Consider the following 14,947-nt stretch of genomic DNA (forward strand, 5'->3'; position numbering starts at 1 on the left):
ATGGGCAGCTTTATCAATCAGCCCACCGTTCCCATCATGTATCTGCGTCCGACGCGGGCGAGTTTCGATGTCATTGGCAATTCGATCGACGGCGGCACGAACTCGATCGGAGAATCCATCGACATCGAGATCGGCGGCGGCGGCCGAGTTGTCTGCGCATACGAGCGCTGCGTCTTGCAGGGAGACGATACCGAACGGCACGAGGTCATCAACTGGCTTGGCGCCCGCATGAATGGTGGGTTCCGGTTTGCGAACGTGCCGATCATCAACGACGGGATCGGTCCATTCCCGATCATCAATGGTAAGCGCCGGCCGATCATCAGCGGTATCCCGCATTCCGATGGGTCACTCTTTTCGGATGATTCCGGATACTCGCAGGCGACAGTTTACGGAATGATCACGGCCAACGCTGTCGTCGGTGCTGGCGTCGTTCAGATGCAAGTCTTTGGTGCTGCGCGGCCGCTCCGCTGGTCGGACTGGTTTTCGATCTATCATCCGACAAAGGGATGGCGAGCCTACCGCTATTGGGAAGTTCAATCTGTCAGCGCCGATGCAAACCCGATCTACACGCTAGCGATAGGGCCTGCGTTGCGCCAGGCGATCACCGTTGGAACGCGGGTCGAGCTGGCGCGGCCGATGTGCTGCATGAAGTTCCCGAAGGGTGTCACGTTGCCATGGGATTTTGAGGCGAACTATCAGTCGCGCCCCACGCTTCAATTCACTGAGGCTATGTGATGGGTGTCTTCCCCGACTACGTCATCGCAGCGATGCGCCAGAGCCATGCGCTCGGCATCTTCCTGCGCATCGACGCAGACCCGGCGCTTCACGTCTGGTTCGGCGTCGAGGAGAAGACGGCACGCTTTGACAGCATCGATCCAGAGGGTACGACCTATCTCGGCGGCGGCTACCTCATCGGCATCCCCACGCTGGAAATGCTGGTCAACGGGCAGTCGGACAACATCGACTTCACGCTTTCCGGCATCGACCCGACTACCGCAGAGAAGACGCTGGACAGCATCCCCCCCGTTCGCGGCGTAGCCGTTCAGCTCGGGCTTATGGTGCTTGATGATTACTACCAGCCGATGGCCCCGATTGTGGCCATGTGGAATGGAACCGCTTCGCATACCTCCGAAATCGGGCAGGCGTCAGAGAGCGGTGACATGAGCGTGACGCTCAATCTTTCGGTCGTCGCCGGCAGTGTGACGCGCTCGAGGGCAGCGAAGACGCTTTGGACACACGCCCAACAGACGTTGCTCTCGTCAACGGACAATTTCTGCAAGCAGGTTCAGCGCCTCGCCAATGGCTTGGCAGTTGTCTGGCCCAATTACGGCTGAGGAATTCATGACATTGAAAGAATGGCTCGAAAAGCCGTCGCACCGGTTTCGGTGGGGCGGCCAAGGCGGTGACGACTGCCTGATGTTCTGCGCCTCATGGGTGGAGCATGTCACGGGCAGCGATCCTGTCGCAGACTTTCGGGGCACATACGGGACAGAAGAAGAGGCCCACGCGATCGTCGAGCAGCGCGGCGGCATGGTCGCGCTCGTATCCGAAATGGCGATCCGCGCCGGGTTTGAGCGCACCGATAGCCCTGAAGATGGAGATATCGGGATCATAATCGCACCGGCTGGTCTTGGCGGGAGCCTCAAGGAGATCGGCGCCATCAAATTCGGCCCCCTGTGGGCGGTGATCGGCCCGGCTGGCGTCCGCGCAAAAAAGGCTGAATGTATCGCGGCTTGGCGGGTGCCTCAATGAGCACGCACCATCAACGCATGCTGCAGCGCTATGGATTGGCGCATTCGACGTCGCTCTACAGCCAGGTCGTGTTCGATCCGATCTTCACGCCGTTGTTCACGACATTGCTCGGAAGCTTCGGGGCAACGACGATCGTCGGCAGCGTGACCGTCGCGCAAGTCGCCTCGGCTCTGACTGTCACGGCGCTATCTGTCGGCCTGCAATCGCTTATGGCGCCCAAGCCGCCGGAGCCCGAGAGCGGTCGTGTCGCCAAGACGCAGAGCGAGCCGTATCGGATATGGGCGGTTGGCCGCAATAGGCTCGCCGGCGCCTATATGCTTTGGGAGGCAAGCGGCGATTTCCTCTATTCGGTTCAGGCGCTCGTCGCCCATCGGGTAAAGTCGATCAACCGCTATTGGCTGCATGCCGACGAGGTCTTTATCGACGCCGACGGCTTCACGACCAACGATGACAATGGCCGCTACGGGAACAACGTCCGCCTCCTGACGCGCATCGGCCTCACTCCTGAGACCGCCTATGCGCCGCTCGTGGCCAAGCTGTCCGCTTCCGGTATTTGGACGAACAATCACCGCGGCGACGGGCAAGCCTCGATCGCGATGATTGCGGAATCGACCACGCAGAAAAACCAGAGCAAGCGCTTTCCCTATGGCGCTCCGCAGGTTTCCGCCGAAGTCGATGGCGCTCTCTGCTGGGACTTCCGCGATCCGGCTCAGAGCCCGACAAACCCCGCGACGTGGGTATGGACGCGCAACAGCGTTCTTTGCCTCTGCTGGCATGAATGCTTTAACGAGTTTGGCAACCGACGCGATTATACCAAGGCTATTCTGCCAGTACTCGACATGTGGACCGAAGAGGCCAACATCTGCGACGAAGATGTCCCGCTCGCCGCTGGCGGCACAGAGAAGCGCTACGAGTGCAACGGCTGGGACACGACAGAGAACGGCCCGAAGGTCGGCACTCAGGCAATTCTATCGACCTGTGACGGCTGGATGATCGAACGCGGCGATGGCGCACTGCTGCTCACTGTCGGCAAGTTCAGAGAAAGCCGCGTAGAAACCCTGACAGATGCCGATCTCATCGGCCATCAAGTTCAGTACGATGTTCTTTTCGAGGACGAGTGCAATAAGCTCGTCCCAAAGTTCACCTATCCAGATACGGGCTATTCGAGCTGCGACACAGATGCTTTCCAAGACACCGACGCTCAGCTTACCGCAGGCCGGGTCTTGTCGCAGGACGGCGACTATCGTTTCTGCCATCAATGGCGGCAAGCTCGGCGGCTCGGAAAGCGCGATTGGGACCGCGTCCGCCAAAAGGTTAGGGGATCGATCGACGCTCGCCTGTCAGGCGTCAATGCTGTCTATGCCCGTTGGATCCGCTTTGAAACGCCGGTTCGGCTGCCACGGCTCAATGGCAAGATCATTGAGGACAGAAAGTCAACTCTGGCAATCACTCGAGGCGGCTTCACGATGGAGTTCGTGCAGCACCCGGACAATATCGATGATTGGAACCCGGCGACGGATGAGGGCGCGCAGCCGCCCGTTCCGAACACTCTGGGAACCGCCGAGATCTCGCCCGGCGTCATCAACACGGTGCAGGCAAAGGCCAATGGCGGCTCGGTGTATCTCCGCGTCGTTCTTGTCGACCCTGGTTCCGATAGCTGGACACCAGTTATCTTCTACCGCCTATCTGACATCGGCGGGGGTACGCCGGGTGCATGGGTTGAGCAGCAGTTTCCCGACTGGACGTTGTCCGGCGGCTTTATCGAGTTGAATACTGGCGCTGTTCCGGTCGATGTCGATCTAGATGTTGAGGCCGGTTACATCGGATCGAACGGATCATATGGCCCGCGCTCTCCGACTGAGGAAGTCCATACGACGGCCGATCCGACCGCCCCGATTGCTTTAACCTCGTTCAGCAACACCGACGCGGCTCCGCATCTTGGTCGCGCCACCTTTGGATTTACGACCGGAAACGACACGCATGTGCGTTCGGTGCAGTTGTTTCGTGTTGCGACCGGCGCCGCGTTTAATCCGACCACGTCCTTGAAGATTGGCACGCCGCTGGCCGTGGCCCCGAACGGGACATATAGCTATGTCGATGGCGATGCGACGCGCGCAAACGTGCTTACAGATGGTGATTTCGCCACCAGCCCAGGGCCATGGTCCCTCGGCACTGGTTGGACGATAGCCAGTGCCGTGGCGACTAAGGCGGCCGGCTCTGTTTCCGTCCTCTATCAGTCCATGACCATTGCAAGCGCCGATGTCGTTCGGGTGGCCTTCAGCGTCACTTCCTACACGGCCGGCAATATTCGTGCTCGTCTGGGGACTTCCGGCACGACGCCGCTCGACGATGCTGCAGATCATGCCGCCGCAGGAACATTCCTGCATTCTATCACGGCGACTGGAACCAGAAATTCGCTTGCGCTGCGAGCCGACGCCTCGTTCGCCGGCTCCATTGATAACGTCATCGCATACAAGCAGACAGCGACGACAGCCCCGCAAGGGACTTGGGATTATTACGCTGTTCCAGTCAACGGAAGCGGCGTGATCGGCCCATCGAGCGGCCCCGTGACTGTGACCATCATCTGATCAACAGCCATCAATCAATTATCCGCCTTGGTTAATCGCCGGGGCGCTTTTTCATGGAGAAATGCATGGCTAAGAGCCCTCTCGTAATTTGGGCCGATGGTCCCTCTTCCGACCCGACGAAGCCCTATAAGCCGGACGTTCGCGAATGGGCGCTCTGGATGCAGGGGCAGCTTGACCCGTCTGGTTCCGGAACGGGCGTGGACTTTGCCACCGATCTAATCGCTCATGTCGGCGACTTCGATAATCCGCACCACGTCACCAAAGAGCAGCTTGGCCTTGGCAACGTTGACAACACGTCTGATGCCAACAAGCCAGTCTCGAACGCCACGAATGCTCTGATCGGTACGGCCGGCGATCTGATCAATGCGCGGCCCGGCGACATGCCGCAGCATTTCGTCGATACACTGATCGGCGGCGTCCCGGCTTTGCTCGCGCCGCTCGCTACCGGTGAGCAGAAATACGACGAGAACGGCCGGGTTTTGCGTGTGTCCGGCTCTGGCGTTGTCGGCACGCGCACGCTTTATTCGCTTGAGCCTGCCAAGACATATCTGGTCGAGTTCGTCGTTCAACGCCGCTCGAATTCCTCCGATCCATCCAATGATGCCGTTCGTTGCGCACTTGCCTGGTACGATCAGGGGGCGAATCCAAGCGGAACGCCGCTGACCGTTGTTCAGGACATCACGACGCTCAATGTAGGTTCTGGTCGAACGCTGGTATCGGCTACCGTCTCGCGCGCGTCCGGAACGGGCATCACCATCGTTTCGCCAGCTGATGCGCGCTACGTGCGCCCCTATGCCCAGACCTACGGTACGAGCCCGGTTACGGACATCGAAATTATCCGCTGGGAGGATATCACCCACGCAACGACGTATGCGCCGGACGTTGATGCTCTTGAGGTCCGCATTGCGGCACAGGAGGCGATTGACGCGGATTCCCGCCTGGATACGCTAGAAAGCCAGGTCACGGCTCCAGACAGTGTTCGGTTCAAGACTGTTGCGGATCTGGCGGCTGCCGACGTTCCAGAATCTACTGATGTCGTGGAACTGCTCGGCTATTACGAGGCTGGTGACGGCGGGGCCGTCCAATGCCGGCGCATGGCGGCGATCGAGGCAGTGCAGCCCGGAGAGCATCCCTCCAACAGTGGAAGCAAGCGGTGGGGCCTTATAGGCTCTCGTTTGTCAGCGTTGGTATTCGGTGTGAAAGGCGATGGTACGACAGATGATGCATCGGCCATGCTGGTGTCGCTCAACTGGTTTGCAAGCGCTTCTAATCTGGCTCTCATCTATCCTGGCAATCGAAGCTATCGCATGGCTTCGGGAATCCTTCGCGACTTCAGCGGGCCTCCTTCGGTCGGCAGCCTGACGTTTGAAGGATCCATCAAGCCGGACGCCGGCATCGGCAGAGCAATCACCATTCGAAACGCCCGTGGTGGCAGGTTCACTTGCAAAGTGAGCGGCGGCGGCCAGACGGCAGACTATTCGGTGGCGAATCCTGTCGGTGGCGACGAGGCGTTTGTCTTCGTCAATCTTTATCGCGCCATCATTCGCAATGTCGAGGGGGCCAACTACAAGGGACGCGTTCTCAGGATAACGAGTGATGTGGCCAATATCGGACCTGATGGGTTCAAGACGCAGTGGGTTGATATTCGAAGGGTGAGCTTTGACAGCACATCTCCTATTACGGCAACGGAAGCCACTCGTATGGCTACGGGTGTAGGGCAGGGTTTTTACATCGACACCGGTACTAATGCTTTCGGAAACATGAATAACTACATTACCCAGTGGGAGCTTTACGGTTCCATATGGGAAAACACGTCTGACATTACATTGCTGAACGCAGAGACCGGGTGGCGCGGAAACTCTGGCATGGAAGTTCGTGGTTGCTTGTCGTTTTGGGGCGGAAAGCTCAAGATCGGTTCTGAAAAGGGCGTCGGGTCTCCCGACCTTCTGCGCATTATTCCAAGCACTGTCACCACTGGAACAGCAGTTCCGCGCGCCTGCCAGAACGTTGAGATAGAGCATATTTTTGCGGTCGGCGGCACAAACAACGTTGTTATTACGGACGTTGGCACCGTAGCCGGCCAGGGGATTGTGATCCACAGCCTGAATAGTCGCACCTCGGTCACGGCAGGTCTCGTGCTGAACAACGTCCGCAAATGCAAGATCGGATACGAGAGCTATGCGGATGGTATCGCGCTTGTTACGACGGGGTCAACGCAGAGGGTTGACTTCCTACGCTTCAGCTCTGACGCGAGTAAGTTGCAAACCATGGTTATCGGCGATGGCGCGGCTGGCATTAATTTCTTCGGCGGTGGAGCCTATAACGGCAACGTGAATGCTGCAGCGTCTACAGCACTGTGTGAAATCAACACAGTTGGTCGAATTAATTTCTTCGGGTTCGAGTTCTCTTCGGGCAACGTAGATTACTTGCTTAAAATGGTGTCCAGCAACGGTGTGCGGCTGTCAGGAGGCGCCGTATCGGCTTCTGGAGGTTCTGCAGTCATGAGCGGACAGCCGAGTAGAGCAAGTAATGTTTCTGGTCTGACATCCGCTGCGCGCGGACAGGTATCTGTAGCATCGGGGGCAACCTCGGTAACCATAGCGCATGGCCTTTATAAAATACCTTCGTGGTGGGATGCTAAAGGAAACACGACCGAAGCGGCCGCACCAAGAGTGACGGCCGACGCCACTAACCTCACCGTAACCTTCCCGGCTGCGCTTACGGCGACTTCTCTTGTGGTATGGAAGGCAGAGGTAGATTTCGCAGGAACTTGATATCAAAGGAGTTAGCTAAATGACGGCAGCGACAACAGATGCAGCAGCAGAGCAATTGCTCGCCGCTGCGAAGGCTATTCTTGCTTATCCTGGCATGGATGAGTTCATCAGCAATGGAGATCCGCAAGCGGCCTATGCGATTATGACGGATGCGTTAGCTGGATTGCAATCTGCTGTGGCGGCCGCCGAGGCCGTTTCATAGAATACTTCTGATGATCCACTCTATTTGTTTTCTCTGAAACTGGGCACAACTGCTGCGGCATGCCGTCTTGTGTTGCCTGCATCCACCGTCTATTGATGTCGATTATATTACGTTTTTGCGACATAGAAAGGCGAGGGACATGGCTGAGGGCACGAATAGAGATTACTGGGATCAATATTATCAGGTGCCAGCCGCCCGAAATTCAACCCTTCCGTCACAATTCGCGGTCTTTGTTTTAGGAGAGATTCGCGGTGCAAAACATATCGTCGAATTTGGCTGTGGAAGTGGTCGGGACAGCTTATTCTTCGCCAAGAGTGGATTGCGCGTCACCGGCATTGATGCGTCTGCTACTGCAATTGCTGCATGCCAGGGGGAAGCATTTCAACATGAGTATCCAGCGAGCTTCTATCAGGCCGTTCTGGGCGAAAATGCGATAATTCCTATGATTTGGGGTGGCCTACCCGAGGATTTGAGCGACACCATACTTTATGCGCGCTTCTTCCTGCATGCCATCAACGAGGAAGCGCAACGAGCTTTCCTCGATGTTGCTAGCCAAATGGCTGCAAGCGGCGCCACCGTCGCTGTCGAATTCCGCACGCATCGAGACGAGAAGCAGAGCAAGGTGACGGAAAGCCACTACCGCAGGTTCATCAACCCAACTGACTTCCAGAGGGATGTTGTCCTCGCCGGTCTCAAGGTCGATTATTTTGCCGAAGGGGTTGGCTTTGCCAAGTACGGTGAAGACGACGCCCACGTTGCCCGGTTCATAATTCGAAAGGGGTGACGATGATTGATCCGCTACTTCTAGATTTAAAAACTCTGGAAGCGAATGTCCGGGCATTGTTCGCTCTGGATGACGATTTGCTGAGCTTGATATCCCCGCCGGATACAGACCCTATTCGCAAATATTACGTGAGGGCGGTTAAATATATCAGGGCCGGGGATTACGAAACGGCGCAAAGGCTGATCTATGGCGGCAAAGTACCGGACGATTTCAAGAAGACGATCCAGAGGACGGTAAATGAAGTTTACCTGCTTCAGCGGAATTTAGAATGGGCTAAGCCAGGCATCATGCGCACCTTCCGATTTTGGTCGGAGGCTGAGAAGAAAGACTATATCGCCATGGCTTCACGGGTCGTTGGCGATCTGAACAAATCGGGGCTGAATGCCTGCCTTGGATTTGGCTCGGTATTATCCTTTGTGCGCGATCGCGATCTGATGCCGCATGATGATGACCTCGATATAATCGTCGCTATGGATCAATCGATACGCAGCTTCCCCGCTGCGCTTGACGCGATTAGGGGAAGGCTTGTCGATATGGGGCATGAAGTATCCGGCGATTTTCTCGGCCATTGTCATGTCGTTGTAGCTGGCGACATTGTCGTAGATGTCTTCGCAGGTATAGCCGAGGATGAATATGTGACGTGGTTCCCAGGGCCGCGACGCGCGATCAAAAGATCCGATGTTTATGCCCCTATCGAGGCGCGTTTCTTGGGTGTCGAAAGCTTATTTCCCAAGAACCCATATCGATACCTTGAGCTGATTTATGGCCATGATTGGGAAAAGCCAAAGCCTCTTTGGAACCATATATGGGATCAGGAGGCTATTTCTGACTTGTTGTGAGGGGCCGGCCAGGTCGGCTTTGCACCTGCAACATTGACGGTATTGCTTCGCTAAAGCACGGATAATGGGCGCGTGATGTATGAGGCGTAGAGCATTTCTGCAAGGGGCGTTGGTCGCCGCAGTAGCAGGCACTGTGAAGGCGCAAGACGCTCCAACGCCCGCGCCAGCGGTCCCGAAGTCCAGAAATGCTTGGTCTGTTCTGGACTTCCATGGGGGATCCTTCGGGGCGAAGTTGCAGAATGCACTAAATGCTGCGGCTGGCGATAATCTGGAAATTAAGATTCCGGGTGGCTCTCCGCACGACTTGGATGAGCCGGTCCAAATCTCATCAAATAGCGTTCTGAGGATCGCATTGTCTGGCGATGGGATGACGACGACTGAGATTCGGTGCCACGGCGTCGGGCTTCAGCTTCATGGGGAAGCCGGTTCCAGATATTCAGTGCAGGACCTAGCATTTACCCCGCAAACGCCAAAAGCCGGCACGGCGCTGACATTTGACTGGTCCGCAGCTGCGATCGGCAAAGGCTTCGTCATTGAGAATGTTGCCTTCGGATCAATGGTTGCGGATCCGGACAACTTCTTCGATCGTGGGCTTGAGATCCGAACCAAGGGCAGCGGTCAGGTGAGCGGCTGCTGGTTTAATGGTAAGTCGAGCACCGATCCTCAAGGCGAAGGTCTGGTCCTTGCTGGCGCGAACGATGTAATCGTTTCCGACACTCATATGTATAATCTAGCATATGCTTGCCGTTCAGATGGCCGCACGACGCTTGAGGGATTCAAGCTCCAAGGTTCATACTTGGTGCGCGTAGGGCATGGTGTTTACTTCGAGGCGAAGCCGGTCGGCTTGCCGTATATCGAAGTGGCTCTGAGCCACATCAGTGCATGTTATGAGGCGGTCCATTTGGACGGTTATAGTCAGGCCAATATCGTTGACAACCTGATCTATGCTCGCAACGATATCTCTGTGGGCGATACACAAACGGATATCTGGATTCGCTATTGTCCGGAACTGACGATTGCGCGCAACAAATTTATGAGCGGCATGGATAAGGCAAAGTTTAGCAAAACGGCGATCAAGACCGTTGGAATTGTCCGGAACGGGTCGATATCTGAGAATCTGGCAAGTGACCGCACGGTGTTTCTTTCCATAACGGATGACGGAAAAAGCGGCGCTCAAGACCTAGTTGTCTCGAAAAATCGAGCAGCCAAAGATGAACAAGGCAAGTCCACCGTTACCGAGATGTATCAGATCACTCAGAGCCCGTTGCATCGTCGGATCACTTGGGACGGCGCGCGGGATGAATTCGAGAGCAGCGCGATACTGAAGTCCGACTTCACTGTCTCGCCAGGTCAGTGGGTGGAAATGCCATTCCACCTAGCGCAGGTTGGAACTGCGGGGTTGGCTCTACAGGAAAAAGATCCGCCGGGCGAGTTCGCTATCCCCGCTGGAATTACCTACGCAAAGGTATCTGCTCGGGCCAGAATTGTGATGAAGGGCGGTTCGATATCCGTTTGCGGAATCCGGATTATCAAGGAAAACGGCTCTGGATCTCAAGAGATTGCCCGGTCTACCGAAACCGGAGTTAATTGTACGGTAGCCGTCGAGGCCGAGGTTTCAACTCTTATGATGAGTGATACGATCAGAGTTGAAGTTTTTCACAATGCAAAAGATGCCGGACTCGTAAGCAGTGCGCCAGCGGAGACGGCTTTCAGCTTTTCACCTCAGTGAATACCTTGCGAGAAGAGGCAACATTTAGTGCCGTGTCCAAGTCGACGGATATGGCTATCTCTCGGTAGCTGACGCCATTGCGGATTACATGAATCATGTAAGGCTTCAGGAGAGCCTTGGCGTCGTCTGGCTGGGAAAGTTTGCTTTGCTTTGCCATCAGAGTTCCTCGTGTTGAGGTTCCGTAGCAGTCGAATATTACAATTCAGCGACATAAGCCGAATTTGGGCCGCCTTTCTATAATCAAGCGCTCGCTCACGCGGGCCTTTTTCTTTTCCAAGGACATCCGATGAAACTGAAACTCGTTCCAGACGCTGGGCGGCTGCTGAAGCATTCCGTCACCTTGCGCATGATAGAGGCCTTTGTCGCGATCACTGTGCTTGAACTGGTGGCTACGCTCGCGCCCACCGTTGCCAGCTATCTGCCATTCAATCCGATCTGGCTCGCCGCTGCCGCCTCTGTCTGTGGCTCCCTGGCTTGGGTGTTCAGGTTCATTCTTCAACGAAAAATCTCAGGAGACGAAGATGGCGAATAAGAGCCGGTATCTTGCTGGCGCAGCCGGCGCTGTGTTGCTCGCCGCAGCAACCGCATACACAGGATCATGGGAAGGCAACAGTTACACCGCCTATCTGGATTCTGGCGGCGTTCCGACGATCTGCAAAGGTCATACGGGGCCGGAAGTGCACCTCGGCATGAAGGCGACGCCAGCCGAATGCGATGCGATGCTGCGCGCCGATATCTTGGCGCACGAACGCCGGATGCTCGCATGTGCACCCGAGCTTCAAACCGTATCGGATAAGACCTATATCGCCATCAACGATTGGGCATTCAACGTCGGAACAGGGGCCGCGTGTGAATCGACCCTTATCAAGGTCAAGCTCAGAAAAGGTGATATCCGTGGCGCTTGCGAACAACTCAGCCGATGGGTGTTCGTCAAGGGTGAGGTGATCAAGGGTTTGACGAATCGTCGCGTCACTGGGACGCCTGGGCGCGTCAGTGAGCGCGCGCTTTGCTTGGCGGGGCTCTGATGTTCGGAATCCTCGATTATCTCAAAATAGGCGCCGGCTTCGCGCTGGGCGCCGTCCTTGTTTTCTATCCCGCTCGGTGGATCGGCCAGGGCGAAGGCAAACAGATTGCCGCGACGGCCGCGCTCTCCAAATCGGTAACGCTTCTCCGCGAAAGGAATGTGGTCAATGAACAGGTGTCTACTGCTGATGCTGCCGCTCTGTGCGCTGATTTCGGGTTGTCAGACGACGACACCGCAGAATGCGTGCGACGGTTGGCAGAAGCTCCAGCCAAGCCTAGCGACGTCGGTAACGATCCTGCAAACGGATCGGCCTTTTGCCAATCAGGTCGCGGCCCACAATAAATTCGGCCTGTCGCAGAAATGCTGGTGATGCGAAATCGCCCCGCATCTTCCTAGCTCTCCCGCATTGAAAGAAACGAAACGAGATGACGCCAATGGACCCGACCGCAATTCCCGCCAATCGTTTTAATGAGCTTCCTTCCGAAACGCAGGAATTTCTCTCCCAACTTCGAGAGGACGATATCGAGTTGCTGAAAGACGGTCTCGAGCTCGTGCGGTCGACAAGAACCGTCGGCCGCTTCATGCGCTGGATGATCCTTGGCTTCCTTGCCGTCATGGTCGGCGCGGTTTCGTTCTATGAGAACGTGCTGAAAATCATAGCCTGGATGCACCCGCAGAAGTGAGGCTCGGTAGCTTTCGATTCCCATGAACATCCAGAGAACGCCACTGTGCCGTAAACGTGCCGTTTGTGCCAACGAGTTCCTGACTCGTTCTCGTTTCAACCTGCATAGACCTGCAAGACATATAAAGAGTGGATTTTTCACTTTCCGTCAAAAAGCCCTTGCAATCAAAGGCGATCCCTCATAGTTAGGCCGCACCGGAGAGGTGGCCGAGTGGTCGAAGGCGCTCCCCTGCTAAGGGAGTATACCAGTGATGGTATCGTGGGTTCGAATCCCATCTTCTCCGCCATTTTCCCAAAAATGCGAAAAGCCGGTTCCATTGAATTCCTCGTTGAGTAGCCGCGAGGCACGTTCCAGGCGTTTGTCGCGACAGGGACCTTTCACAACAGCACCGTTGCCAGCACATCCACTCCACGCTCGATCTCATGCTCGTCAAGGCTCGCATAGCCGATGATGAAGCCGGCGCGATCGGGCCGGTAGGGCGCATGAGCGGCCGCATAAGTCGGCGTCACGGGGTAGAGGCCGATTCCCGCTTGCCGGGCGCGCTCGATCAGTTGGTTTTCCTCATTTGCGGATATGGCGTTGCACCAGACGATGACATGCAGGCCGGCGTCTGCACCGACGATCGTGAGGCGGTCGCCGAGTTTTGCACGCAGCGCCGCAAGCAGGGTTGCCCGCCTGGCGGCATTGTGTCGCCGTGTCCGGCGGACGTGCCGTTCATAGGCGCCCGTCGCAATCAGGGCTGCGGCCGCTTCCTGTTCGAGCTGCGGCGAATGACGGTCGGTGAGCCGCTTGGCGGCCGCGAATGCCTCCGCCAGCTCGTGCGGCACGACCATGTAGCCAAGGCGTAGGGTCGGCGACAGCGTCTTGGAGAGGGTGCCCAGATAGATGACATTGTCCGCCCCGCCCAGCGTCTGAAGCGGTGGGACCGGTGCTATATCGTAGCGGTACTCGCCGTCGTAATCGTCCTCGATCACATAGGCCCCGCATTGTCGCGACCAGGCGAGCAACGCGTTGCGGCGTCCGATCGACATGACGCCGCCGAGCGGGAATTGATGAGAGGGTGTCACAAAGGCCAGTCGCGCATCGATGAGGTGAAGCAAGTCTGTCCTCAGTCCTTCGTGATCGGCCGGGACCGGCACGACGGTCGCGCCGACGGCCGTGAAGACGTTTCGGGCCATTGCATAGCAGGGGTCTTCGATCACCACGGCATCGCCGGGATCGACGAGCAGGCGTGTACAGAGGTCGAGCCCTTGCTGCGATCCGTTGACGATAATGAGTTGGCCCAGCTCGCAGCGAATTCCGCGTGCCCGCCACAGATAGGCTTGCAATGTCGTGCGGAGCGCAAAGCTGCCGCGCGGGTCGTCATAGGCCAGCCGGTCCCGCCGCCGCCTGACTGTGTCATCGACCGCCCGTTTCCACAGCAGCGCCGGAAAGTCCGACGCAGCCAGGTCTCCATAGCGGAAATCGGCAATCAGCTTTGATGGGTTGTGCTGCGGCGGATGCGGCAACACCTGTAGTCGCTCGCCATAGGCGGAGAGGTGGCGCTTGGTCGTGGTCGCTGAGGCGGCTCGCTCCGGAGGAGATTCGACGGGGCGCAGCATGGCGACGCGGGTGCGCGCACCTTGCCTGCTCTCGATGAAGCCCTCAGACAGCAATTGTTCATAGGCGATCGTCACCGTCGAGCGCGCGACGCCAAGCTCGGCCGCGAGCGAGCGGGTCGAGGGCATGGGCGAGCCGGAGGCATAGATGCCGTTTGCGATCTGCGCCTTCAGCTCCTCATAGATGCGGCGTGCGCCGAGCCTGGACGAACGACCGGCCTCACCCTCTAACTGGTCTTCCATTTATTCTCCAAACTGGCCGTTTATTGCATGCCAGTGTGCCGCTATTGCTCCGGAAAACCAAGGATGATGTCGATGTATGTTCCGCCGGCCTTTCGGGAGTACGATCCCGCCGAGCTCCATGCCATGATGCGTGAAGCGCGCCTCTGCAATTTCGTCACGGCAACCGCGGATGGATTGCTCTCGACGCCGCTGCCGCTGTTTCTCGATCCGGATGAGGGCGAGCACGGGACGCTCTACGGCCATCTTGCCCGGGCCAATTCGCAATGGAAGACGCCGCCGATCGGCGAGGCTCTCGCCATTTTCATGGGGCCGGACGCCTATGTCAGCCCATCCTGGTATGCGACCAAGCAGGAGCACGGCAAGGTTGTGCCGACCTGGAACTATACTGCAGTGCATGCCTATGGGGCGGTGGAGTTCTTCGAGGATGCGGATAGATTGCTCGAGGTCGTGTCGCGCCTGACCAATCTTTACGAACGACCGCGCGCCGAGCCATGGGCCGTGACCGACGCGCCGGAACCCTTCATCAAGGCGCAGCTCAAGGGGATCGTCGGACTACGCCTGCCTATCGGCCGAATCGAAGGCAAGCGCAAGATGAGCCAGAACCGCAGCGCGGAGGATCGGGCGGGTGTCGCCAAGGGGCTCGGCGAGAGCGATCGTCCGACGGACCGGATCGTTGCCGATCTCATTCCCGTGGATGATGCTTGAGACTGCCACTACCGCTGATCTCTCAA

15 protein-coding genes and 1 tRNA gene are annotated in these 14,947 nt (G+C 57.3%); 15 read left to right on the forward strand and 1 reads right to left on the reverse strand.

All coding sequences use genetic code 11. The features are described from left to right. The 14 genes from AB6803_RS12840 to AB6803_RS12905 all read left to right on the forward strand — a co-directional run bounded on the left by AB6803_RS12840 (nt 1) and on the right by AB6803_RS12905 (nt 12,661). Nucleotides 1–735, forward strand: coding sequence for a hypothetical protein (locus AB6803_RS12840; protein ID WP_371109250.1), 735 nt, complete (start codon nt 1–3; stop codon nt 733–735). Further along, the gene (locus AB6803_RS12845; protein ID WP_371109251.1) at nt 735–1,334 is read left to right on the forward strand and encodes a hypothetical protein; all 600 of its coding nucleotides are present in this window, start codon (nt 735–737) and stop codon (nt 1,332–1,334) included. The genes AB6803_RS12840 and AB6803_RS12845 overlap by 1 nt, the downstream gene beginning before the upstream one ends. Nucleotides 1,335–1,341: 7 nt before the next feature. After that, the gene (locus AB6803_RS12850) at nt 1,342–1,752 is read left to right on the forward strand and encodes a hypothetical protein (RefSeq protein WP_371109252.1); all 411 of its coding nucleotides are present in this window, start codon (nt 1,342–1,344) and stop codon (nt 1,750–1,752) included. Next, the gene (locus AB6803_RS12855) at nt 1,749–4,340 is read left to right on the forward strand and encodes a hypothetical protein (protein ID WP_371109253.1); all 2,592 of its coding nucleotides are present in this window, start codon (nt 1,749–1,751) and stop codon (nt 4,338–4,340) included. Before AB6803_RS12850 ends, AB6803_RS12855 begins: the two co-directional genes overlap by 4 nt. A gap of 65 nt (nt 4,341–4,405) precedes the next feature. Then, the gene (locus tag AB6803_RS12860) at nt 4,406–7,114 is read left to right on the forward strand and encodes a hypothetical protein (protein WP_371109254.1); all 2,709 of its coding nucleotides are present in this window, start codon (nt 4,406–4,408) and stop codon (nt 7,112–7,114) included. Nucleotides 7,115–7,133: 19 nt separating this feature from the next. Beyond that, entirely contained in the window at nt 7,134–7,316 is a 183-nt protein-coding gene (locus AB6803_RS12865) for a hypothetical protein (protein ID WP_371109255.1), read from the forward strand. Nucleotides 7,317–7,455: 139 nt separating this feature from the next. Beyond that, complete coding sequence (locus AB6803_RS12870; RefSeq protein WP_371109256.1) at nt 7,456–8,100, forward strand: methyltransferase domain-containing protein; 645 nt, start codon at nt 7,456–7,458, stop codon at nt 8,098–8,100. Between the two features lie 2 nt (nt 8,101–8,102). Then, complete coding sequence (locus AB6803_RS12875; protein ID WP_371109257.1) at nt 8,103–8,939, forward strand: hypothetical protein; 837 nt, start codon at nt 8,103–8,105, stop codon at nt 8,937–8,939. Between the two features lie 133 nt (nt 8,940–9,072). Beyond that, complete coding sequence (locus AB6803_RS12880) at nt 9,073–10,668, forward strand: hypothetical protein (RefSeq protein WP_371109258.1); 1,596 nt, start codon at nt 9,073–9,075, stop codon at nt 10,666–10,668. A 286-nt stretch (nt 10,669–10,954) separates the two neighbouring features. After that, the gene (locus AB6803_RS12885) at nt 10,955–11,200 is read left to right on the forward strand and encodes a hypothetical protein (protein WP_371109259.1); all 246 of its coding nucleotides are present in this window, start codon (nt 10,955–10,957) and stop codon (nt 11,198–11,200) included. Further along, the gene (locus tag AB6803_RS12890; protein ID WP_371109260.1) at nt 11,190–11,693 is read left to right on the forward strand and encodes a lysozyme; all 504 of its coding nucleotides are present in this window, start codon (nt 11,190–11,192) and stop codon (nt 11,691–11,693) included. Before AB6803_RS12885 ends, AB6803_RS12890 begins: the two co-directional genes overlap by 11 nt. Next, a complete protein-coding gene (locus AB6803_RS12895) occupies nt 11,693–12,034 on the forward strand; it encodes a hypothetical protein (protein ID WP_371109261.1) in 342 nt (113 codons plus the stop codon). Before AB6803_RS12890 ends, AB6803_RS12895 begins: the two co-directional genes overlap by 1 nt. Before the next feature lie 92 nt (nt 12,035–12,126). Beyond that, the gene (locus tag AB6803_RS12900) at nt 12,127–12,375 is read left to right on the forward strand and encodes a hypothetical protein (protein WP_371109262.1); all 249 of its coding nucleotides are present in this window, start codon (nt 12,127–12,129) and stop codon (nt 12,373–12,375) included. 196 nt (nt 12,376–12,571) lie between these two features. Further along, a tRNA-Ser gene (locus AB6803_RS12905) sits at nt 12,572–12,661 on the forward strand. Nucleotides 12,662–12,752: 91 nt separating this feature from the next. Here AB6803_RS12905 and AB6803_RS12910 read toward each other — a convergent pair. Next, on the reverse strand, nt 12,753–14,216 hold the full coding sequence (locus AB6803_RS12910) for a PLP-dependent aminotransferase family protein (RefSeq protein WP_371109263.1): 1,464 nt from the start codon (nt 14,214–14,216) through the stop codon (nt 12,753–12,755). Nucleotides 14,217–14,288: 72 nt separating this feature from the next. On the opposite strand from AB6803_RS12910, the gene AB6803_RS12915 reads away from it, so the two are divergent. Then, on the forward strand, nt 14,289–14,921 hold the full coding sequence (locus AB6803_RS12915; protein ID WP_371109264.1) for an FMN-binding negative transcriptional regulator: 633 nt from the start codon (nt 14,289–14,291) through the stop codon (nt 14,919–14,921). Nucleotides 14,922–14,947 lie beyond the last annotated feature (26 nt).

The sequence above is a fragment of the Rhizobium sp. RCC_161_2 genome (genome assembly GCF_041355235.1).
Taxonomy (GTDB): domain Bacteria; phylum Pseudomonadota; class Alphaproteobacteria; order Rhizobiales; family Rhizobiaceae; genus Rhizobium.

What these genes read in the sequence shown, in the direction of transcription:
- AB6803_RS12875 (WP_371109257.1), top strand. Translation starts at nt 8,103, where the DNA reads ATGATTGATCCGCTACTTCTAGATTTAAAAACTCTGGAAGCGAATGTC.
- AB6803_RS12860 (WP_371109254.1), top strand. Translation starts at nt 4,406, where the DNA reads ATGGCTAAGAGCCCTCTCGTAATTTGGGCCGATGGTCCCTCTTCCGAC.
- AB6803_RS12915 (WP_371109264.1), top strand. Translation starts at nt 14,289, where the DNA reads ATGTATGTTCCGCCGGCCTTTCGGGAGTACGATCCCGCCGAGCTCCAT.
- AB6803_RS12890 (WP_371109260.1), top strand. Translation starts at nt 11,190, where the DNA reads ATGGCGAATAAGAGCCGGTATCTTGCTGGCGCAGCCGGCGCTGTGTTG.
- AB6803_RS12850 (WP_371109252.1), top strand. Translation starts at nt 1,342, where the DNA reads ATGACATTGAAAGAATGGCTCGAAAAGCCGTCGCACCGGTTTCGGTGG.
- AB6803_RS12870 (WP_371109256.1), top strand. Translation starts at nt 7,456, where the DNA reads ATGGCTGAGGGCACGAATAGAGATTACTGGGATCAATATTATCAGGTG.
- AB6803_RS12865 (WP_371109255.1), top strand. Translation starts at nt 7,134, where the DNA reads ATGACGGCAGCGACAACAGATGCAGCAGCAGAGCAATTGCTCGCCGCT.
- AB6803_RS12845 (WP_371109251.1), top strand. Translation starts at nt 735, where the DNA reads ATGGGTGTCTTCCCCGACTACGTCATCGCAGCGATGCGCCAGAGCCAT.
- AB6803_RS12885 (WP_371109259.1), top strand. Translation starts at nt 10,955, where the DNA reads ATGAAACTGAAACTCGTTCCAGACGCTGGGCGGCTGCTGAAGCATTCC.
- AB6803_RS12900 (WP_371109262.1), top strand. Translation starts at nt 12,127, where the DNA reads ATGGACCCGACCGCAATTCCCGCCAATCGTTTTAATGAGCTTCCTTCC.
- AB6803_RS12910 (WP_371109263.1), bottom strand. Translation starts at nt 14,216, where the DNA reads ATGGAAGACCAGTTAGAGGGTGAGGCCGGTCGTTCGTCCAGGCTCGGC.
- AB6803_RS12840 (WP_371109250.1), top strand. Translation starts at nt 1, where the DNA reads ATGGGCAGCTTTATCAATCAGCCCACCGTTCCCATCATGTATCTGCGT.
- AB6803_RS12895 (WP_371109261.1), top strand. Translation starts at nt 11,693, where the DNA reads ATGTTCGGAATCCTCGATTATCTCAAAATAGGCGCCGGCTTCGCGCTG.
- AB6803_RS12855 (WP_371109253.1), top strand. Translation starts at nt 1,749, where the DNA reads ATGAGCACGCACCATCAACGCATGCTGCAGCGCTATGGATTGGCGCAT.